The 19996-nt window shown below is 71.9% G+C and carries 16 protein-coding genes; 7 read left to right on the top strand and 9 right to left on the bottom strand.

Annotated elements, in window-relative coordinates:
- Positions 1 to 19 precede the first annotated feature (19 nt).
- A complete protein-coding gene (locus ACQPZF_RS32035) occupies positions 20 to 1642 on the top strand; it encodes a PucR family transcriptional regulator (protein ID WP_433263381.1) in 1623 nt (540 codons plus the stop codon).
- A 134-nt stretch (positions 1643 to 1776) separates the two neighbouring features.
- On the opposite strand, the gene ACQPZF_RS32030 is transcribed toward ACQPZF_RS32035, so the two are convergent.
- Positions 1777 to 2556, bottom strand: a complete 780-nt coding sequence (locus ACQPZF_RS32030) for a response regulator transcription factor (protein ID WP_433263378.1) — start codon at positions 2554 to 2556, stop codon at positions 1777 to 1779.
- Positions 2557 to 2603: 47 nt separating this feature from the next.
- Positions 2604 to 4751, bottom strand: coding sequence for an ATP-binding protein (locus ACQPZF_RS32025; RefSeq protein WP_433263376.1), 2148 nt, complete (start codon positions 4749 to 4751; stop codon positions 2604 to 2606).
- Between the two features lie 202 nt (positions 4752 to 4953).
- Between ACQPZF_RS32025 and ACQPZF_RS32020 the strand changes: the two genes are divergently transcribed.
- The gene (locus ACQPZF_RS32020; RefSeq protein WP_433263374.1) at positions 4954 to 5985 is read left to right on the top strand and encodes a hypothetical protein; all 1032 of its coding nucleotides are present in this window, start codon (positions 4954 to 4956) and stop codon (positions 5983 to 5985) included.
- A 6-nt stretch (positions 5986 to 5991) separates the two neighbouring features.
- Here ACQPZF_RS32020 and ACQPZF_RS32015 read toward each other — a convergent pair whose 3' ends face one another.
- The 3 genes from ACQPZF_RS32015 to ACQPZF_RS32005 are packed head-to-tail and all read right to left on the bottom strand — an operon-like array spanning position 5992 to position 10944.
- Positions 5992 to 7653, bottom strand: a complete 1662-nt coding sequence (locus ACQPZF_RS32015; RefSeq protein WP_433263372.1) for an HNH endonuclease — start codon at positions 7651 to 7653, stop codon at positions 5992 to 5994.
- A gap of 30 nt (positions 7654 to 7683) precedes the next feature.
- Positions 7684 to 9537, bottom strand: a complete 1854-nt coding sequence (locus tag ACQPZF_RS32010; protein WP_433263370.1) for a DNA/RNA helicase domain-containing protein — start codon at positions 9535 to 9537, stop codon at positions 7684 to 7686.
- Between the two features lie 60 nt (positions 9538 to 9597).
- Complete coding sequence (locus tag ACQPZF_RS32005) at positions 9598 to 10944, bottom strand: deoxyguanosinetriphosphate triphosphohydrolase family protein (protein WP_433263368.1); 1347 nt, start codon at positions 10942 to 10944, stop codon at positions 9598 to 9600.
- 131 nt (positions 10945 to 11075) lie between these two features.
- Here ACQPZF_RS32005 and recQ point away from each other — a divergent pair, with 131 nt between their 5' ends.
- Both recQ and ACQPZF_RS31995 read left to right on the top strand, forming a co-directional pair.
- On the top strand, positions 11076 to 12878 hold the full coding sequence (gene recQ, locus ACQPZF_RS32000; protein ID WP_433263366.1) for a DNA helicase RecQ: 1803 nt from the start codon (positions 11076 to 11078) through the stop codon (positions 12876 to 12878).
- The gene (locus ACQPZF_RS31995) at positions 12875 to 13669 is read left to right on the top strand and encodes a pentapeptide repeat-containing protein (RefSeq protein ID WP_433263364.1); all 795 of its coding nucleotides are present in this window, start codon (positions 12875 to 12877) and stop codon (positions 13667 to 13669) included. Before recQ ends, ACQPZF_RS31995 begins: the two co-directional genes overlap by 4 nt.
- Positions 13670 to 13705: 36 nt before the next feature.
- Here ACQPZF_RS31995 and ACQPZF_RS31990 read toward each other — a convergent pair whose 3' ends face one another.
- Positions 13706 to 14284: a TetR/AcrR family transcriptional regulator gene (locus ACQPZF_RS31990; protein WP_433263362.1), complete on the bottom strand. Its 579-nt coding sequence runs from the start codon at positions 14282 to 14284 to the stop codon at positions 13706 to 13708.
- Positions 14285 to 14392: 108 nt separating this feature from the next.
- Here ACQPZF_RS31990 and ACQPZF_RS31985 point away from each other — a divergent pair, with 108 nt between their 5' ends.
- Entirely contained in the window at positions 14393 to 15673 is a 1281-nt protein-coding gene (locus ACQPZF_RS31985; RefSeq protein WP_433263360.1) for an APC family permease, read from the top strand.
- 60 nt (positions 15674 to 15733) lie between these two features.
- Positions 15734 to 16180, top strand: a complete 447-nt coding sequence (locus tag ACQPZF_RS31980; RefSeq protein ID WP_433263358.1) for a hypothetical protein — start codon at positions 15734 to 15736, stop codon at positions 16178 to 16180.
- Here ACQPZF_RS31980 and ACQPZF_RS31975 read toward each other — a convergent pair.
- Together ACQPZF_RS31975 and ACQPZF_RS31970 are read right to left on the bottom strand one after the other, a co-directional pair.
- Entirely contained in the window at positions 16149 to 18155 is a 2007-nt protein-coding gene (locus ACQPZF_RS31975) for an NACHT domain-containing protein (RefSeq protein ID WP_433263356.1), read from the bottom strand. The two genes, ACQPZF_RS31980 and ACQPZF_RS31975, sit on opposite strands and share 32 nt — an antisense overlap.
- A 129-nt stretch (positions 18156 to 18284) precedes the next feature.
- On the bottom strand, positions 18285 to 19085 hold the full coding sequence (locus ACQPZF_RS31970; RefSeq protein ID WP_433263354.1) for an alpha/beta fold hydrolase: 801 nt from the start codon (positions 19083 to 19085) through the stop codon (positions 18285 to 18287).
- A gap of 62 nt (positions 19086 to 19147) precedes the next feature.
- Here ACQPZF_RS31970 and ACQPZF_RS31965 point away from each other — a divergent pair, with 62 nt between their 5' ends.
- The gene (locus tag ACQPZF_RS31965) at positions 19148 to 19531 is read left to right on the top strand and encodes a RidA family protein (RefSeq protein ID WP_433263351.1); all 384 of its coding nucleotides are present in this window, start codon (positions 19148 to 19150) and stop codon (positions 19529 to 19531) included.
- Here the strand turns inward: ACQPZF_RS31965 and ACQPZF_RS31960 are convergent.
- A complete protein-coding gene (locus tag ACQPZF_RS31960; RefSeq protein WP_433263349.1) occupies positions 19506 to 19934 on the bottom strand; it encodes a CoA-binding protein in 429 nt (142 codons plus the stop codon). The genes ACQPZF_RS31965 and ACQPZF_RS31960 overlap by 26 nt on opposite strands.
- Positions 19935 to 19996: the final 62 nt, after the last annotated feature.

Below are 19996 nucleotides of genomic sequence, written 5' to 3'. Positions count from 1 at the left end.
TGCACTGGCGGGGTGTCCGATGAGCGCCCGTCCGCGCACCGGCCTGGGCCGGGTCCTGGAGGACCTCGGCACGACCCTGCTCGACCTCGCCCACGGCGACCCGGACGGCGTGGACGAGATCGACGGCGTGGCCATCCACGACCCGCTGGACCAGCCCGTGCTGCCGCCCCACGCGCTCGTGCTCGGCGTGGGGCTGCACGGGGTGGAGGCGATCGCCGGCGCGCTCGACAAGCTGGGGGCGCAGTCGGCGGCGGCGCTCGTGGTGCGCTCCCCGGTGCCCTCCGACGAACGGCTCGCGGCGGCGGTGCGGTCGTCCGGGGTCGTCCTGCTCGGGCTGACGAGGGGCGCGTCGTGGGCGCAACTGGCGGCGCTGCTGCGGTCGCTGCTGGCGGACGGAGACGTCGGCGCGGGCCCGGAAACGCTCGGCGGCCCACCGTCCGGGGACCTGTTCGCGCTGGCCAACGCGGTCGCGGCGCTGCTGGACGCGCCGGTGACCATCGAGGACCGCAGCTCGCGGGTGCTGGCGTTCTCGGGACGGCAGGAGGAGGCCGACCCGTCCCGCGTGGAGACGATCCTCGGCCGGCAGGTGCCGGACCGGTTCACCCGGATGCTGGAGGAGCGCGGGGTGTTCCGCGAGCTGTACCGGGGCGACCAGCCGGTGTACTTCGACCCGCCGGCCACCGACGGGACCGACCTGGTGCTGCCGCGGGTGGCGATCGCCGTGCGGGCGGGTGACGAGGTGCTGGGCTCGATCTGGGCCGCCGTGCGCGCGCCGCTGGACCCCGACCGGTCGCGGACGTTCCGGGACGCGGCCAAACTCGTGGCGCTGCACATGCTGCGGCTGCGGGCGGGCGCGGACGTGCAGCGGCGGCTGCGCGCGGACCTCGTCGGCCAGGCGCTGGAAGGCGGTCCGGGCGCGGTGGAGGCGGTCAGCAGGCTGGGCCTGCTCGGGCGGCCGGCGGTGGTGCTCGCGATGTCGCCGGCGGACCCGTACGGCGCGGACCCGAGCGTCGCCGAACACGCCCGCCTGATCGCCGAACGCCAACGGGTCTGCGACGCGTTCGCGATGCACCTGGGCGCGGTCCACCCGAGGTCGGCGGTCGCGCTGCTGGGCGACGTGGCCTACGCGATCGTGCCGGTGTCCGAGACCCCCGACGCGGCCCGCGTGGCAACGGACTTCCTGGACCGCGTGGGCACCCGAGTCCACGCCCGCATCGGCATCGGCGGCGCGGCGGCCGACGTGGCCGGCCTGCACCGTTCGCGGACGGCCGCCGACCGGGCGCTGCGGGTGCTGCGTTCCGGCGCGGGCCCACGGCGGGTGGCGCGGCTGGCCGACGTGGAGGTCGAGGTGCTGTTGCTGGAGTTGCGCGACCTCATCGCGGCCCAGGGCGACCCGCCGGCCGGCCCGATCGCGCGTCTGCTGGCGTACGACCGCGAACACGGCGGCAACCTGGTCGAGACCCTGCGGGCGTGGCTCGACGCGTTCGGCGACGTGGTGGCGGCGTCGGCGGCGATGTACGTGCACCCCAACACCTTCCGCTACCGGCTGCGCCGCCTGGCGGAGGTCGGCGGTATCGATCTGAGCGACCCGGACGCGAGGTTCGCGGCGATGCTCCACCTGCGCCTGATGCCGCCGGGCTAGCGCACCGGCCGGGTCCGGACCTGCTCGACCGGCCACCGGCCGGGTCCGCGCCTGCTCGGCCGACCACCGGCCGGGTCCGGACCTGCTCGACTGGCCAGCAGCCGGGTCCGCACCTGCTCGCCCCCACCGACGCGCTAGGAGCCCCGGTGGATCAACGCGCTGAGCCCGGCCCGATTGGTGAGGCCGAGCTTCCGGTAGATGTGCCCGAGGTGGTTGTGCACGGTCCGCGTGCTGATCCCCAGGTTCCGCGCGATCTCCCGATCGGTGGCGCCGCCGGCGACGTGCACAGCCACCTGCCGCTCACGCGAGGTCAACTCGGGCAACCGCGCCAACGCCCGCTCCCGCTGCTCCCCGAGCACGGAGACGTGCCGCGCGGTGGCCGACAACGCGGCATACCGCTCGCGCCGGGCCATCGCCTGGGACAGGTGGGGAGCCAGCAGTTCCACGATCTCCCGATCCCGCCGGGAGAACCCGGGCCGCGACCGGTTGAACACCAGCACACTGCTCTGCCGACCCTTGAGCTCCAACACGCAGAGCAACTGGTCGACCGTCCTTTCCGGACGGTAGAAGTCGACGTAGAGCGGCAAGCGCCGCAACGAAGCCATATCGACCAGATCGGTCAACGCGACGGCGGTCCACACCGGCAACCGCCCAGCCCGATAAGCCGAAAACCCGGGATGCTGCCCAACAGCCTCGGCAAACCCGGGCCGCCCCACCATGTTCCGGTCAGGCAGCGTGATGTCGACCGCGGTCAACCTCCTTGCGACGTGGTCACTGCCGACCACACCGGCCAACTCACACCCGACCAACCGCCCCAAGCCCGCCAACCCACTCCGCGCCAGTTCGTCGTCGCCGTCGTCCTCGTTGAACAGGCGGACCAGGTCGAGGGCACGGCGCAGGTCGCGGACGGTCAAGTCGCTCACAGTCGACAAGAGCCGACCTCCCGTGCACAGATACACCGTCACAGCGCCGCGAGGGCGGCCAACTGGTCCCGCACGGCGTCGGCTTCCGGCAGTCGGCTCTGGGAGCGGTAGAGCGCCTCGGCCTGGGCCAGGGTTTCAAGGGCTGCCCGGTGCTCGCCCGATGCGGTCAGCGAGCGGCCCAGCCCGGCCAGGCTGTCGGCGGTGCCGTAGGCGTTGCCCAGCCGCCGGCGAAGGCCGAGCGCGTCACGGAACAACGCGACCGCCTTGACGTGCTCGCCGGAACGGAAGTGGACGTCCGCCAGGCAGTCCAGCGATGCCGCCTCACCGTCCAGGTCCTGGAACTCCCTCGACAGCTCAAGGGACCGTTCGCACAACTCACGTGCCGTCGCGTGGTCGCCGAGCCGCGCCTGGTAGCTGCCGGCGAGGTTGAGCGCCCGCGCCTCCCACATCGGGATGTCGGCGCGGCGGAACAGGGGTACCGCCAGCATCGCGTGCTTCAAGGCCATCTCGTAGTCGTTCCGGATTTCCCAGGCGCACGCGAAGTCCTGGTGCGCACGGGCCTGTTCACGGATGTCCCCGACCTGTTCGGCGAGGCGCAGCGCCGCGGTCAGGTGTTCGATGGCCTCGCCGTGGCGGGACTTCCTCGACGCGGCGTAACCCAGGTACCGGTGCGCCCGGCCCCGCAGCCCGTCGTCGCCCAACGCCTCCGCCGCGCCGAGCGCGTCCTGCCACATCGTGAAGTGGTCGTGCACGTGGCCGCGCCGCCAGTGGAACGTGTCGAGCGCGTAGGCCAGTTGCCACACCCGCGAATGCCAGTCGCGGGCCACCGCCAGCCTGCCGGCGGCCAGCAGGCACGCGTGCTCGGCGTCGAGCCAGGCCAAGGCGGCGTCTCGGTCCGGGAAGCCCAGCGGACGGCAGTCCGGCGTCGGCTCGGCGACCAGGGTGGGCCTCCGCCGCCCGTCGACCCGGGCGGACGCGGCGACCGCGCTGTGCACGTAGAAGTCCACGAACCGCTGCTGGGCCGCCGTGCGCTCGGCCGCGCTGTCGACCTGTTGGGCCTTCTCCGACGCCCATAATCGGACCAGGTCGTGCATCCGGTACCGGCCGGGCGCGTGGTTCTCGACCAGGTGCGCGTCGACCAGGTCGCGCAGCAGCCGTCGGCTGTCCGCCTCGGCCACCCGTGCCAGGTTCGCCACGGCGGGGACCGTCGTGTCGGGCGCGGTCACCTCGCCGAGCATCCGGAACAGCCTGGCCTCGGGCTCGGCCAGGGCGCGGTACGACGAGTCGAACACCGCGCGGAGGTCGTTCTGCCGGATCCTGCTCTGGAACGCGTCCAGCCGCTGTCCCGCTTCGCGCAACTCGGCGACGAACACCTCCAACGGGAAGTCCCGGAACTGGCTCGCCCGCGCGGCCAGGATGCTCAGCGCCAGCGGCAGCCGCCCGCTCAGCCGGATCAGGTCGCGCACCGCGTCCGGCTCCGCGTCGACCCGGTCCCGGCCCAGGTAGCCGGCCAGCACCTGCTCCGCGGCGTCCGCCGCGAGCACGTCCAGCGACATCAGCCGCGCGCCGTACGCCGTCGCCAGGCCCTCGAGCGTGTGCCTGCTCGTCACGAGCACCGTGCAGGTCTCACTGCCCGGCAGCAGCGGCGTGACCTGCTCCTCGTCGACGGCGTTGTCCAGCACGACCAGCAGCCGCCGGTCGGCGACCAGGGTGCGGTAGAGCGCGGTCCGCGCGTCGAGGTCGGACGGGATCGACGCCGGCGCGACGTGGAGCGCGTCCAGGAATCCCCGCACCGCCACGGCGGGTTCGAGCGGCTTGTCCGCCGGGTCGAACCCCCGGAGGTTGACGTAGAGCTGCCCGTCGGGGAACCGGTCCCGGTTCTCGTGTGCCCAGTGCAACGCCAACGACGTCTTCCCGATGCCGCCCATCCCACCGATCGCCGAGATCGCGACCGTCGCCCGTACGCCTCCGTCCACCGCGGCGGTGAGCGTGGCCAGCTCGGTGTCGCGCCCGGTGAAGGCGCGCGGCCGGGCAGGGAGCTGGCGCGGCACGAGCCGCGCCGGCGACGCGGGAACGTGCAGGTGCACCCCGCCGGAGATCGTCTCGGCCTGCACGGCGGCGCCGAGCACGACGGCGTTGACCTCGTTGGCGGTCGCGCCTTTCGGTGCGCTTTCCGGCGGACGCATCCATTACTCCTGGCGTGGTTGCCGAGACGAGTGATCGCGAGGATAGCCGGGCTGGAATCGGGCGTCGGGCGTTCCGCCGAATTCACCCGATTGCCGCAGCAATGCGGGTGGTGAGTCCATTGTGGACGCCGCCGGGACCAACGGGTGATCGTCCGGTGTGCGATTATTCCACTCGCTTGTTCGATCGGACCGGGGGTGCGCAGTGACGCGATTGCTGATCCAGCCGGTGGCCGACGCCACAGCCGCGCGCAACCGGCGGAAGACCCTGCACCACGAGGTCGACTTCCGGGCGGCGCGGCACTGGTCGGCCCTGACCGGTGACCAGCGCGCGCTGCTGACCGGCCTGCACCCCGGTGGCACGGCCCCGTTCTGGGGCACCCGCCCCTTCCTCGACCGGCGCATGGCCGAGGTCGGGGTGGGTGATGTGGCGCTGTTCACGTGGGCCGGCCACATCAGGGCCATCGGCGAAGTGGGGGCCAACTTCCGCAACCAGGCGTTCGCCGACACGCTGTGGAAGGAAAGCCCGGACGAGGACAGCTTCGTCAACGTCTACAGCCTGATCGGCTTGGACGACACTGTGGTCATCCCGTACCGAACCCTTGCCATGGCGTCGAACGGAGTGCTCAAAGGCCCTTTCCTGCAGGGGCGCGTGATCGGTGACCAGACGGTCGTGCACCAGGTGATCAGCGATCTCGGCGTCGAGAGGTCGAGCGTCGCCGCGCTCGAGAACGCGCGCGAGGAGTACATCCGCTCCCAGCTCGAACAAGGGCTGGCGATCGAACTCGAACGAATCCACACCACCGAGGCCACCTATTCACGCCCTGCGCGATCCATCACCGTCCGCCGGGCCGAGTCGCTATTGGTGCACGAATACGCCGACGCGAATCCGGACGCGCGCTTCGAGCGCATCACCTCCGAGGCGGGGATCTCGGACATGTACACGATCGGGCCGGACGGTGCGGAGGTCATCGAGGCGAAGGGCGGCATCGGCCGGGAACGCGTCCGCCAGGCCGTGGCGCAGCTACTGCACTACGCACCCCGCTGCCGGGACCGCGTGGTCCGCCTGACCGCCCTCTTCCCGGCCCGCCCCGACGCCGCCGACATCGAGCTGCTGCACAGCGTGGGCATCGACTGCGTGCACCGCACACGCCCCGGCGAGTTCGAGCGGATCACCGCCCCGGCCGCCCGCCGCGCCCACATGTCGCCGGTGTGGAACAACGACTTCCCCGAGTAGACCCGATCAGGCCGACGGGTCCGGCGGCGGGGTGATGCGGCACAGGCTCCGGTGGTACCGGATGTGCTCATCGTCGATGGCGTGCTCGGGATGGCGACGCAGCCGGCCGACTTCCTCGCTGTTGTGGGCCTGCCGCACCACGTCCTCGTGGTCGATGTAGATCCCGAACCGGTCGAACCGCGCGTGGCAGTTCGGGCACAGGCACAGCGCGTTGCCGACGTGGTCCGGCCCCTCGTGCGGGGCTCCGAGCCCCCTGATGTGCGCGGCCTCGCTGTAGAAGCCGACACCGGTGAGAAGCCGTGTGTCGCAGAACTGGCACTTGTCGTCGTGCAGCGAAGTGACGGTTTCGGCGACGCTCCGGCGCCGCCCCACGGCGTCCCCGTTCCGCTTCCGACGGGGCGCCGCCTCGTTCCGGTCGCCGGCGGCCCGGGAGCCGCCGCCCACCCGTGCGTATCCGCCGAGCCCCAGGCGGCTCAACAGCTCTTCGTCCTCGGTGATGGCGTTCAGGTGGCGGCTGCGCAGGGCGGAGATCGCCTTCGTGCGCACCACGACGGACGACAGCAACGTGTCGCACACGTCGTTGAAACCCGCGAGCGGCTGGGCATCCGCTAGCTCCACCGCCCACACGTCGGTGCCCTCCAGGTGCCAGAACAGGTCCTTGGCGACCTCGGGGTCCGGTTCACCGTCGAAGTCGCGGAGCAGGTCTCCCACGCCGTGGCGGAAGTCCTCCTCGGTGTGCCACCTCCGTTGCCGCGTGACCTTCTGGCCGATCGCCCACAGCAACGCCACCGCTTCACGCCTCCTGGCGTCCTCGGCCCGCTGCTGCGGGTCGAGGGTGACCAGCCGGTCCAACAGGTCCTCGACCGAGAACACCGGCGGCTCCGCGGCCGTCTGGTCGGAGGCCGCCGGGTCGACCCGGAAGCCTTGCGGGGCCTGCATGAAGTGCCGCACCGTGCCCAGCCCGATCGCCTGCAGCGCGGGGCGCGCGTCGAGGGGCGGGTCGTAGATCCGCACGTCGCCCAACGCGGCCATGTGCGCGAACGTCCGGCCCTGCCGGTCCGCTCCCCAGATCGACCGCGCGGCCCGCTCGTTGTCGAACAGGCGCAGGATCACCGCTTCCGCGATGAAGCTGTGGTCGGCGTAGAACAGCACCCGGTCCCCGACCCGACGTGCCTTCAGCGCCTTGGCCTTGGCGTGGTACTCGAACGCCGGAGGCGTGTTGCCCCACAGCTTCGCGACACCGTCGGGGTAGAGGGCTTCGAGCGCGGCGAGATCCGCCCCGAGCGCTTCCGCGTGCTTTGCGAGCACGACGCCCTCCACGACGGTGTTGGCGAAGTGCTCGGCCCCACCGTCCTGACGACCGCGCGGCTGGAGGAACAGCCGCGCGGGTGCGTCCATGCCCTCGACCTGGAAGCCGAGGTTGGTCAGGTGTCGTCCGACGGTGGCCCGGCCGCCGCTGAACATGTCGGCTGTCAGCGCGGCGCCGGACAGGTACTTGTGCGCGACGCCGACGATCGCTTTGGAGTCGTACCGCCGGCCGTCGTGGACGAGCACGTACTGGCGCGCTTCGGCATATCCGTAGGCTGCCAGGAACGCGTCCTTGCCCGACTCGTCGTACTCCTCGATCGCGGCCGACACGTCCTGTCGGCGCACGTCTGCATACCCCATGATCCGAGCGTAGAGCGGCACACCGACAATTCAGCACAGGCCGGCCAGGAAGCGCTGTGTTTCCGGGTCGGTGGAGTAGAACCGGCAGCCCAGCGTCGCGCGGCTGGCCAGGACCCAGTAGGTGTTCAGCGCCAGCGGCAGGTAGCGGTCGGGTGGGAGCCCGTTCAAGGCCTGGTCGTGGCTCTGGTCGGGGTCGGCGACCCAGCGGTCGTCGCGTCGGACCAGGTCCGGGCCGAGGATCACGCCGCCGTAGTCGTATTCGAGGCCCTGGCTGGTGTAGATGCAGCCGACCTGGTTCTGGCCGCCGGGGTCGGTGGCCCAGAACGTGCGTTTCGGGGCGAGCACCTCGCCGTCGGGTCCACGGTGGACCCGGCTCGCGTTCCACGGCCGCCGCCAGGTCCGTTCGCCGCCGTCGGTCCAGGTGATCACCACGTCGTCGTGGAGCGGTCGGCCGGCCGCGCGTTTGGGCCACGGCCAGCAGAAGCCGGCCGCGATCCGCGCGGTGTGGCCCGCCGACCCGTGGCGTCGGATCCAGCGCTCCAGGTCATCCGGGTCGCTCGCCACGCCGACGTCGTAGTCCGATCCGGTCCACGGTTCGGCGACGTCGTCGGCGGACAGCAGCTTGCCGAGCCAGTTGAGGTAGGCCTGGGAGCCGCCGCAGCGGAACTGGCCGGTCAGCTCGACGTGGCGGAAGTCGGCTCCCTCGCGGTCCGCGATGTGCCGCAGCTCCTCGACGGTGACGCCCTCGTTCGGTCGGATCACCTGGCGCTCGTCCAGCAGGAAGACGCTGACCGGAGCGTTCCTGATCAGCGCCGTGACCAGCCGCGGATCGCGTCTGAGCCGCTGCGCCTCGTCCACCAGCGGAACGGTGTCCTCCCCCAGGCGGGCGTCCGGATAGGCGAACAGCCCTCTCGTCCGGGTCTGCTCTTCGAGCGCCCGCTCGAGCTGGTCCATCAGCGTGCCGGACGGCGTGAGCAGACGGGCCGACAGCGGGCCGGCGGCCGAAGCGAGGTTCGGGATGTCGGCGAGCAGCCGCAGCGCGATCACCGTCTTGCCGGTGCCGGGTCCGCCGGTCACCGCGATGACGCGTCGCCGGTCTGGCGAGGCTTCCGCGACGGCCTTGGCCACCCGGAGCTGGGCGGCCTGTTGAGCGCCCACCAGGATGAACTCCGACTTCTGCGCGAGGATGGCGCGGAGCTCGGCGAACAGCTTCGGCGACGGCCGGTGCTCGACCGCGAGGAACCGCGCCAACTGCTCCTCCGCGGGCGACCGGAGGTCGTCACACCTCAACAGCGCGGCGAGTTCGTGCGGCGCGGTGTCCGTCAGGTCACCGGCGGACACGATCGGCACGTCACCACTGCCGGGCCGGCCCGCGACCTCCGCCCGCAACCGCGCAGCCATGTCGGTCCCGGCGTTGTGCAGCACGGCGACACCACGGAACCGCAAGTCCAGCGTGGCGTCCTCGAGCCACGTCTCCAGGTAGCTGGTGTACCCGGCGGCCTGGCGACACGGGTGCACCCGCTCGACGCCCCGGGCGATCTCGACCTCCGTCGAGTCCGCCCGCCGGAACCGGTCCCACTGCTTGAGCTCCACCACGACGCCGGTCAACCCGCCGTCCGGTCGGACACCCATCACCACGGCGTCGACCCGCTCACCGGTGCCGGGCAGCTCGAACTCGAGCAACAAGCCCAAGTCCGCCGACCCTGCCTTGAGCAACGCACGCACCAACACCGGCCAGCTTTTGCGCCAGCTCGCCACCTCACCGTCCTCGGGCGGCTCACCCCGCCTGCGCCGGAACCGGTCGACGCACCCGGTGACGAAACCGTCGAGGTCGGACCGCAGCGCCTCGCCCGCGTCCCGAACAGTGCCTCCGTACACGTGCATGATCCAGAACTACCAGGACCGCACCGCGCCGGTGGGTTGTTCCAACGAACGGATCAGGGCTCAGTGGAACCAGACGCCGAACATCGAGTTCCGGGTCGTGCCGCTCAGCCGCTCGTCCAGGTCGATGGCCTGCCCCTCGGTGAGCACGCAGAGGTAGTCCACGACCGCGCGGGCGCATGCCGCCGGCTCGTCGGTGGCGAAGGCGCCGTTCGCGTCCGGGTCGCGCACGGCGTCCTGGTACATCTCCTGCAACAGGGTCGGGAGCTTCCTGCTGGACGGGTCGTGGCTCAAGCGCTCGAACAGCCTGTCGTACAGCGAGCCGATGATCCTCTTCTGGCCTTCCTGTGCCATCGCCAGCGCGGGCTTGTCGATCACGTAGAACCAGGTCAGCTCCTTCAACGCCTCGATGGTGTACTGCGCGCCCCGGTCGATCGCGAGGTACGGCCAGTCGTCGGACTCCTCGGTCGCGCCGATCAGGTCGGTGAGGTTGGCGGAGGTGACGCCGTTGAGCCAGGCCCGGTTCTCGCGGGTCTCCCAGGAGTGCGAACGGTGTTGTCGGCCGTTCATCTGCTCCAGGACCCGGTCCAGCGCCTTGACGAACTCGTCCTGGTCGAAGCCGGTGTTGTCCTTCAGGCGCTCGATCCCGTGCTGCCTGATGTCGGCGCTGTTGCGGGTCAGGTCGTGCAGCGGGATCAGGCCCGCGCGGAAGTAGTCCTCGATGTCGTGGGTCGCGTAGGTGATGTCATCGGCCCAGTCCATCAGCACGGCGTTCGCGCACCGGGTCTTCGGCGGGCATCCGCCGCGCGCACGCACGAAGTCCGGCAGTTCGCTGAGGTAGCAGCCCCACTTCGGGCCCCGGCTCCGGTCCGTCCACGGGTGCGCGGCGGGTGCTTTCGCGTCGTACCGCCGAGGTCGGGCCGTCGGGTACTTCAGGATCGCGTTCAGGCTCGCGGGTGTGAGGTCGAGGCCGGGGTGGCCCTTGCTGCGGCGCGCGAGTTTCGTGACGATGCGGAACGACTGGGCGTTCCCCTCGAAGCCTTCGAGGCCGGTGTCGCCGAGCCTGCTGTCGAGCACGACCTCGGCGACGTGCCCGAACGGTGGGTGGCCCAGGTCGTGGGCCAGCCCGGCGGTCTCCACGACGTCGGGGTCGACGTCCGCCTTCACGGCGAGGTCGGGGCGCGCGGCGACCAGGTGCTGGGCCGCCCGCCGGCCCAGTTGGGCGACCTTGAGGCTGTGCGTCAGCCTGTTGTGCAGCACGCGTTGCTCGCTGACGGCCGCTACCTGGGTCACGCCCGCGAGCCTGCGGAACGCGGAGGAGTACAGCACCCGGTCGCGGTCCCGTTGGAACGCCGTCCGGTACTCCGGCGCGGTGTCCGGCTGGTGCCTGCGGCGTTGGTCGAGTGTCATGGCGTCGCTCCCCGCCTCGGTACCTCGAAGTCGGCCACGTCGGACGGCTTGTTAGCCGGTGGCGGGTTGTTCCACCGAACGGTCCAGTGGGGTGGCGGCGGGGTGTCGGTGGGGGTCGTTAGGATCGCCGGGTGGGGTCGCATGAGGTTCTGCGTCGGGTTTTCGGCTACGACTCGTTCCGCGGAGACCAGCAGGAGATCGTCGAGCACGTCATCGGTGGTGGTGACGCGCTCGTTCTCATGCCCACCGGTGGCGGGAAGTCGTTGTGTTATCAAATACCATCGCTCGTCCGGGACGGGGTCGGGGTGGTCGTCTCACCCCTGATCGCGCTGATGCAAGACCAGGTCGACGCGTTGCGCGACCTGGGTGTGCGGGCCGGTTTCCTGAATTCCACGCAGTACCCCGACGAACGGTCACTGGTGGAGGCCGAGTTCCTCGCCGGAGAACTCGACCTGCTCTACCTCGCCCCCGAACGGCTGCGGGTGGAGCAGACCGTCCGGTTGTTGGAGCGGGGGAAGGTCGCGCTTTTCGCGATTGACGAGGCGCACTGCGTGTCGCAGTGGGGGCACGACTTCCGGCCCGACTACCTCGCCCTCTCCCACCTGCACGAACGGTGGCCCGACGTGCCTCGGGTCGCGTTGACGGCCACCGCCACCAAAGCCACCCACGCCGAGATCGCCGAGCGGTTGAAGCTCGGGGACGCCAAGCACTTCGTGGCCAGTTTCGACCGGCCCAACATCCAATACCGGATCGTGCCCAAGAACGAGCCGAAGAAGCAGCTCCTGGAGTTGCTGCGCAACGAGCACAACGGCGACGCGGGCATCGTCTACTGCCTGTCCCGCAATTCCGTGGACAAAACCGCCGAATTCCTGAACCAGAACGGCATCAAAGCGCTCGCCTACCACGCCGGCCTGGATTCGGGCACCCGGGCCAAGCACCAGGCGCGGTTCCTGCGGGAAGACGGGCTGGTGATGGTGGCGACCATCGCCTTCGGCATGGGGATCGACAAGCCGGACGTGCGGTTCGTCGCCCACCTCGACCTGCCCAAGTCCGTCGAGGGCTACTACCAGGAGACGGGGCGCGCCGGGCGGGACGGGCTGCCGTCGACCGCCTGGCTCGCGTACGGGCTCCAGGACGTCGTGCAGCAGCGCAAGATGATCGACGACTCGGAGGGCGACCAGCAGCACCGCCGGCGGCTCGTCGCGCACCTGGACGCGATGCTCGGGCTGTGCGAGACGGTCGAGTGCCGCCGCGTGCAGTTGCTTGAGTACTTCGGCCAGAGCGGCGAGCGGTGCGGCAACTGCGACACCTGCCTGGTGCCGCCGGAGACCTGGGACGGCACGGTGCCCGCCCAGAAGGTGCTGTCCACCGTCTTCCGCCTCAAGAGCGAGCGGCGGCAGAAGTTCGGGGCCGGGCAGACGATCGACATCCTGCTGGGGCGCAAGACCGCCAAGGTCATCCAGTTCGACCACGACGCGCTGTCGGTGTTCGGGATCGGCGCCGAGCTGAACGAGAGCGGCTGGCGCGGTGTCGTCCGGCAGCTACTGGCACAAGGCCTGCTGGCCGTCGAAGGCGAGTACTCGACCCTCGTCCTCACCCCCGCCAGCGAGGAAGTCCTCTACCAGGGCCGGAAAGTGCTCCTGCGGCGGGAGCCCGAGCGCGCCGCCAAGGTCAAGACAGCCAAGCCCAAGCGCGGCGAACCCGTGGACATGCCCGCCGAGGCCGCCCCGGTCTTCGAGAAGCTGCGCGCGTGGCGGGCCGCCACCGCCAAGGAGCAGGGCGTCCCGGCCTACGTGATCTTCCACGACGCGACGCTGCGGCAGATCGCCACGAGCGCGCCGAGCACGTTGGCCCAGCTCGGCACGGTCAACGGCGTCGGGGAGAACAAGCTGGCCAAGTACGGGCAGCAGATCCTGGACACGCTGGCCTCATGACCGAGTTGCGCGCCGACTGCGAACGGTGCTTCGGCCTGTGCTGCGTGGTGCCGGCCTTCGCCCGGTCGTCGGACTTCGCGATCGACAAACCCGCCCGCACGCCGTGCCGCAACCTGGGCGAGGACTTCCACTGCGGCATCCACACCCAACTGCGGGACCGGGGCTTCCGCGGCTGCACGGTCTACGACTGCTTCGGCGCGGGGCAGCAGGTCGCCCAGGTGACGTTCGGCGGGCGTAGCTGGCGGGACGCCCCCGAGACGGCCGAGCTGATGTTCGACGTCTTCCCGGTGGTGCGCGAGCTGCACGAACTGCTCTGGTACCTCACCGAAGCCCTCGACCTCCGCGTCCCGCCGGCACTGCGCGGGCAACTCGCCGAAGCCAAGGGGGACATCGAGAAGCTCACCGCCGGCCCGCCGGAGGAGCTGGCGCGGCTGGACGTCGGGCCGCGGTGGCGCACCGTGAGCGGGCTGCTCGACCAGGCCAGCGAGCACGCCCGCGCCCGGACGAAGAGCCGGAAGTCCAAGCGGGGCGCGGATCTCATCGGCAAGAACCTCGCCAAGGCCGACCTCCGGGGCGTGGATCTGCGGGGCGCCTACCTGATCGGGGCCGACCTGACGCACGCCGACCTGCGCCTGGCCGACCTCATCGGCGCGGACCTGCGGGGCGCCGACCTGGGCGGCGCGGACCTGACCGACGCCCTGTTCCTCACGCAGGCGCAGGTGGACGCCGCGAAGGGCGACGCGGGCACCGTCCTGCCGCCGGCCCTGACCCGCCCGTCGCACTGGGCCTAGCGCGATCTACGGCCCTGGCCACCCACTGCACCGGGCCTAGAGCCGCGCCAGAGCCCCGTCCACCACGTCCTCCAACTCCTGCCGGTCGTGCGTGACCTTCCCGAGCACGCGCAACCCGTAATAAGCGCTGAGGAAGAACCGCGTGCTCACCAACGGATCCACGTCGCACGAGAACTCGCCGGCCCGCTGCCCCGACGCGATCAGGTGGCACACCGCGCCCTCCAGTCGCCCGAACTGCCGCCGCACCGCCTCCGCCACCAGGCCGTCGGTGCCGCCGGCGTCCACGGCGGCGTTGATGGCCAGGCACCCGCGCCGGTCAGGGTCGGCCAGGTCGGTGTCGATGACGGTCAGCATCAGTGCCCGCAGCCGGTCCTTCGCCGCGCCGGGGCCTTCCAGGATCGCGAGCTGCCCGCCGAACCCGATCTCGGCGTAGCGGCGCAGCACCCGCTCGTACAGACCGTGCTTGCTGCCGTAGGCGTTGTACAGGCTGCCTCGCCCCAAACCCGTGCGAGCGCACAGGTCCTCCGTCGAAGTGGCCTCGTACCCCTTCGACCAGAACACCTCCATCGCGGCGTCCACGACCGCCGCGTCGTCGAAACCCCGTGGCCTGCCCACGTGGTCCGAGCGTAGTCGGTCCGACACGCCGGGAAGGGGGCCGCGAGGCTATCCGCGACCGGTCGGAATTTGGGAAGCTCTTCCGTTGTGGGCAAGAAGATCACCGGAATGACCGTCGCGCAGGGCACCGCGATGTACGTCGGCGCCGTGCTCGGCACGGGGGTGATCGCCGTGCCCGCGCTGGCCGCGCAGGTGGCCGGTCCGGCGTCGTTGGTCGCCTGGCTCGGTCTGGTAATGGTGTCCGCGCCGCTGGCCGCGACCTTCGCCGCGTTGGGCGCACGCCACCCGGACGCCGGCGGCGTGTCGACCTACGCCCGGCTGGCGTTCGGCGAACGCGCGGCCACCATCGTGGGCTGGTGTTTCTTCTTCGCCGTCCCGCCGGGGACGACGGCGTCCGCGTTGTTCGCGGGCTCGTACGTGGCGGACGCCGTCGGCGGTGGGCGGGTCGCGCAGGTCGGCACCGCCGTGGTGCTGATGACGCTGGTCGCGTCGACCAACTGGGCGGGTCTGCGTGCGTCGGGACGGATGCAGTGCGCGCTGGCCGGGATGCTCATGCTGCTGGTGTTCGGCGCGGTCGCGCTGTCCGTGCCGATGATGGACCCGGCGAACCTGGAGCCGTTCGCGCCCAACGGGTGGACGGCCATCGGCCCCGCCGCCGCGCTGCTGGTGTGGAGCTTCGCCGGGTGGGAGGCGATCACGCACCTGGCCCAGGAGTTCGGCAAACCGCAGCGGGACCTGCCGCGCGCGGTCGGGTTCGCGGTGCTCATCGTGGCGCTGCTGTACTTGTCGGTCGCGTTCGCGACGGTCGCGGTGCTCGGTTCGGACGTCGCCGCGGACGCGCCGCTGGGCGAGCTGCTGGCGCGCGCGTTGGGCGGCGACCTGAAGGTGTTCGCCGCGATCGCCGCCGTGCTGCTGACCGTGGGCTCGATGAACGCCTACTACGCGGGCGGCGCGAAGCTCGGCGCGGCGTTGAGCCGGGACGGGGCGTTTCCGCGCAAGCTGTCCGGCGGCAGCGTCGCGGGCGAGGTGCCGCGGCGGAGCCTGTTGCTGCTGGTGGGTCTGTCGTTCGTGATCCTCATGGTGGTCGTGGTGACCGGCGCGGGCACCACGCTGCTGGTGCTGCTGACCACCGGGCAGTTCGTCGCGGTGTACGTGATCGGCGCGGCGGCGGCCGTGCGGCTGCTTCCCCGGCGCAGCAAGGCCCGCTACACGGCGGTGCTCGCGTTGGCCGGTGTCCTGCTGCTGCTCGTGGTGTCCGGCGTCTACATGCTGCTGCCCGCGCTGGTCGGCGTGCTGGCGCTGCTCTTCCTGCGCTGGAACCGGCGGCGGCGCGGCCTGCTGGACCAGGACGGCAACCTCTCGTCGGTGGAACTACGCCGCCGGGCGTAGGCCCGCGAGCCGCCGCACGACGGACGTGGCGACAAGCACCGCACCGGCACGCTCCACCCCATGAGATTACCGCCCACCGCACGAAAACTCGTCGTCCTGCTGCACGTCATCTCGTCGGTCGGCTGGCTCGGCGTCACGGTCGGCAACCTCGTCCTGGCGCTGGCGGCCTTCGGCGAACCCGTGCTCTACCGCGCGATGGCGCTGCTGGGCGATGTCGTCGTGCTGCCGATGGGCCTGCTGGCGCTGGCGACCGGCGTCCTGGTGTCCGTGGGCACGAAGTGGGGCCTGGTGAAGCACCGCTGGGTGCTGGTGAAGTTCGTGCTGACGGTGATCGCCGTGGTGGCGACGACGTTCGCGCTGCGCTCGGGGCTGCACGAGGCGGCGGACGGCGAGGTCGGCACGGCGGGCACGGACGTGCTGGTCGCGTCCTGCGTCTCGTTGACCATCTACACGGTCAACACGGTGCTGTCGATCTTCAAGCCGTGGGGTCGGACCCGGTGGGGCTGAGGCCTTCCCGGCGGCGTTCGACGGTCGCGCCCAGCTCCACCGGGTCGCACTCGGCGAGGTGGTCGCGCACCACGCCGTGCGGGAAGCGGTGGTCGCCGACCAGCAGCACCCGGTCCCGGGCGGACTGGAGGACCGCCTTGCGCCGCAACGGGAACTCGTCCAGCGCGAGGGGTTTCGCGAGCAGTTCGGCGACCGGCTCGAACGGCCGGGCCGCCACCGGGGTCACGGCGAGCCCGATGAGCAGCCCGGTCACCGGCCCGACCGCCTGCCACTGCGGCGGCGCGCCCAGGCCGGCGGCGATCCCGACGCCGACCAGGCCCGCCACCGGTAACCAGCGCGGCCCGCGCCCCGCCGGCGGCAGGTCGCGCAGGCTCTCCCACACCCTGGCCAGACCGCCCGCGAACACACCGGCCGCCGCGCCCGCGCACAGCCCGATCCCCAACGCCGCCACCAGGTCCGCCGACGGACCGGTCCGGATCATCACGGCCGTCGGTGCCAGCGCCACCGCCACCGCCCAGTACCGGTCCCGCGTCACGCCCAGCGCCACCAGGAACGTCGCGACGAGCACCAGCCCGAACGCGACGTACGCCGGCCACCGCGCCACCTGGGCGCCCAGCCAGCCGCCCACCGCGGACAGCACGCCCACGACCGCCGCCCCGGTGACGAAACCCGTCGCCGCCCACCGCGCCCCGCGTGCCCGGCCGGCCACCGGAGCGGCGAACCGCCCGTGCCGCAACGCGATCGTGCCGACCGCCGCGACCACGCCTGCGGTGAGACCGAACCGCAGCCCGACGACCAGGCACAGCGCGGTCGCCGCACCGGCCAGCACCCCCGGCCCGGCCCGCCGGAACAGCCGCCAGACCGCCGCCGGCTCGACGAAGTCCAGCCACACCTCCCGCGGCGGCAGCCGGTGCCGGGCGACCAGGTCCGTGCGGCGGCGGGCGATCCGGGCCAGGAACCGAAGCGCGCGCAACGTCCGCTCGGCCCGCCCCGGACCCCGCGCGGCCGACTCGACCAGGTACGTGTCCAGCACCCCGCGGTACTCGGCCCGGCCCGCCCGGTAGGCCAGCGCCAGCAGCCCGAACGCCAGCGGCGTGCGCACCTCGTCCCACAGGTCCGGGTCCTTGTCCAACGCCTCGCGCAGCCCGTCCAGCCGGGGCCCGCACGCGGCGATCAGGTCGAGCACGTCGTTGCGCCGCAACGGTTCCACGTGCACCACGTCGTACCGCGGCAGCCGCTCGTAGTCGTCGGTGGAGCAGCACAGCGCGACCTGCGGCAGCTTCAGCGCGGTGATCCACGCCAGGCACTCGGCGCGGTCGGCCCCGGGCAGCTCGTCCAGGCCGTCGAACAGCACCGCCAGCCGCCGGTCCCGCAGCCACGTCCGGCCCAGCCGCACGCCGATCCGGTACCGCCGGGCCAACGCCTTGAGCAGCCACTCGCCGAAGTCCTCGTCCCGCCGCCAGGTGCCCAGGTCCACCAGCACCGGCACGGGCCGCCCGTCGTCCGACTTGGCCCGGTTGAGCAGCGTCTCGGCCAGTTCCAGCAGGAGCGACGTCTTGCCCGCGCCCGGCTCGCCGGTCACCACCAGCGGCGCCTTGATGCGGGTCGGCAGCCGCGGGCCGATGCGCGGCGCGACGCCGAGCTTCAGCCGCACCTGCTCGGCCAGCGAGCCCGCCTGCCGGGCGAGGACGTACCGCTCCACGCGTTCCAGCGCGGCCGTCCGGTTGGCCGGGTGGGCGGGACGCCGCTGCACGAGCACGGCGCTGAGCCCGTCCCACGCGGCGAGGGCCGCCGTCACCGCCGACAGGAGCACCAGCGACGGCCACACCCACGTCGCGTACGGCCCCAGCACGCGAGGTGCAGAGCCGCCGGTCGCGGCGTTGATGGCGATCGGCAGGAGCACCAGACACGTCACACCGCCCGCGCCGATCAGAGCGATCTGGCGCGAGGTGCGGGCGAGTCGTCGGTGGTCCATCTCCCCCCTCCGCAGGTCGCAACGACGGTAACGGCGTTTGCGGTCCCGTGGTAGGGAAGTTCCCGTGGCCGGGCGGTGACGATCCGTGATTGACCCGGATGGCCGACAGCGGGGGGCGGGTTTCGCCGCCTACCCGGTCAGGAACTCCACGAGCAGCCGGTTGACTTCGGCGGGCCGTTCGAGGAAGCCGTAGTGGCCGGCGTCGGCCACCTCCTCGTACCGCGCGCCCGGAATGGCCTCGGCCACCTCGCGGGCCAGGTGCGGCGGCAGGATGCGGTCGTCGGCGAAGCCCACCACCAGGCACGGCACCGTGATGGCGCGGTAGGCCTCCAGGCGGCTGTCGAACTCGTTCAGGTCCATCTGGGCGCGTACGCCGGCGCCGACCGCGGACCCGGTGAACTCGAAGACGTCCAGCCAGTCGCGGACCCCCACCGGGTCGCGCAGGGTCGCGGGGGAGAGGTTGAGCACCGCGTTGACCGCCGCGAAGTAGCGGCCGGGCAGGGTGATGGCCTGGTCGTGCAACGCGCGCTCGCCCTGGGACAGGGCATTCTGCACCGGGTCGTTGCGGCCGGCGGTGCCCAGCAGCACGGCGCGCTCCACGAGGTCGGGGCGGGCCAGCGCCAACTCCTGCGTCACCCGCGCGCCCATGGACGTGCCGACCACCCGGGCCGGGCCGCCGAGGTGTTCGATCAACGCCGCCGTGTCGCCGACCAGGTCCTCGATCTTCATGCCGGACGCGCACTCGTCGGTCGGCGGGATGCCCCGGTTGTCGACCGTCGCGACCCGGAAACCGGCGGCGCGCAACGCGGGCACCTGGTGCGGGTGCCACACGCGGCCGGGGCTGCCGGTGCCCATCACCAGCACGACGAGATCGCCGTCGCCCTCGACGTGGTAGCTGAGGTTGATCCCGTTGAGGGCGGCTACTGGCATGGCCCGCAGGTTAGCGACCTCGTCTATGCGTTCGCTATCGACGACGTCTAGGGTCGGTGACCATGAGGCGCGCGATCCTTTCCGGTTCCACGTTCGAAGAGCAGGTCGGCTACGCGCGGGCCGTGGTGGACGGCGACTGGGTGCACGTCTCGGGCACCACGGGGTTCGACTACTCGACCATGACGATCCAGGAGGACGTCGTCGCGCAGGCCGAGCAGTGCCTGGCCAACATCGGCGCGGCGCTCACCGAGGCCGACTGCACGTTCGCGGACGTGCTGCGGGTGACGTACTACCTGCCGGACGCCGCCGACTTCGAGCCGTGCTGGCCCGTGCTGCGGAAGGCGTTCGGCGAGGTGCGGCCGGCCGCGACGATGCTCGTGTGCGGCCTGTCCGACCCCCGGATGCGGATCGAGATCGAGGTCACCGCCCGGCGCGGGGCCCGTTAGCCGCCCATTCGATGGCCGGGCAGCGGTCCATCACCATGTCGAGCCCGGCGGCGGTGGCGCGTTCGTAGGCCGCGGTGTCGATCACGTCGAGCTGGAACCACACGGCTTTCGCGCCGATCTTCACGGCCTCGTCGGCGAACTCACCGGCGGCCTCGGACCGGCGGAACACGTCCACGCAGTCCACCGGGAACGGGATGTCGGCCAGCGACGGGTAGCCCTGCTCGCCCAGCACGGTCTCCGCGTCCGGGTGCACCGGGACGACGCGCTTTCCGTGCTGCTGGAGGAAGCGGGCCACGCCGTAGGCCGCGCGGTGCGGGTGGTCGGCCAGGCCGACCACGGCCCACGTGTCGCAGTCGGCGAGGACCCGCCGGATCTTCTCGGTGTCGCCCCACGGTTCGGTCATGTGACCAGGGTAGGTCCGGATCGCGTGGAGGGCCGCCCGCGCGCCGGCCGCCGGACCGCCCG

The sequence above is a fragment of the Actinosynnema sp. CS-041913 genome (assembly GCF_050942485.1).
Taxonomy (GTDB): Bacteria; Actinomycetota; Actinomycetes; order Mycobacteriales; family Pseudonocardiaceae; genus Actinosynnema.
Note: the sequence above shows the minus strand (reverse complement) of the source record. Positions and strands in the feature narration are given on the sequence as shown.

Excerpts from the sequence above, each read along its gene's own strand:
- ACQPZF_RS32010 (WP_433263370.1), bottom strand. The coding sequence starts at position 9,537 with ATGCACGTGTACGGAGGCACTGTTCGGGACGCGGGCGAGGCGCTGCGG.
- ACQPZF_RS32015 (WP_433263372.1), bottom strand. The coding sequence starts at position 7,653 with ATGGGGTATGCAGACGTGCGCCGACAGGACGTGTCGGCCGCGATCGAG.
- ACQPZF_RS31985 (WP_433263360.1), top strand. The coding sequence starts at position 14,393 with ATGACCGTCGCGCAGGGCACCGCGATGTACGTCGGCGCCGTGCTCGGC.
- ACQPZF_RS31965 (WP_433263351.1), top strand. The coding sequence starts at position 19,148 with ATGAGGCGCGCGATCCTTTCCGGTTCCACGTTCGAAGAGCAGGTCGGC.
- ACQPZF_RS31970 (WP_433263354.1), bottom strand. The coding sequence starts at position 19,085 with ATGCCAGTAGCCGCCCTCAACGGGATCAACCTCAGCTACCACGTCGAG.
- ACQPZF_RS31975 (WP_433263356.1), bottom strand. The coding sequence starts at position 18,155 with ATGGACCACCGACGACTCGCCCGCACCTCGCGCCAGATCGCTCTGATC.
- ACQPZF_RS31980 (WP_433263358.1), top strand. The coding sequence starts at position 15,734 with ATGAGATTACCGCCCACCGCACGAAAACTCGTCGTCCTGCTGCACGTC.
- ACQPZF_RS31960 (WP_433263349.1), bottom strand. The coding sequence starts at position 19,934 with ATGACCGAACCGTGGGGCGACACCGAGAAGATCCGGCGGGTCCTCGCC.
- ACQPZF_RS32035 (WP_433263381.1), top strand. The coding sequence starts at position 20 with ATGAGCGCCCGTCCGCGCACCGGCCTGGGCCGGGTCCTGGAGGACCTC.
- ACQPZF_RS32025 (WP_433263376.1), bottom strand. The coding sequence starts at position 4,751 with ATGCGTCCGCCGGAAAGCGCACCGAAAGGCGCGACCGCCAACGAGGTC.
- ACQPZF_RS32005 (WP_433263368.1), bottom strand. The coding sequence starts at position 10,944 with ATGACACTCGACCAACGCCGCAGGCACCAGCCGGACACCGCGCCGGAG.
- ACQPZF_RS31995 (WP_433263364.1), top strand. The coding sequence starts at position 12,875 with ATGACCGAGTTGCGCGCCGACTGCGAACGGTGCTTCGGCCTGTGCTGC.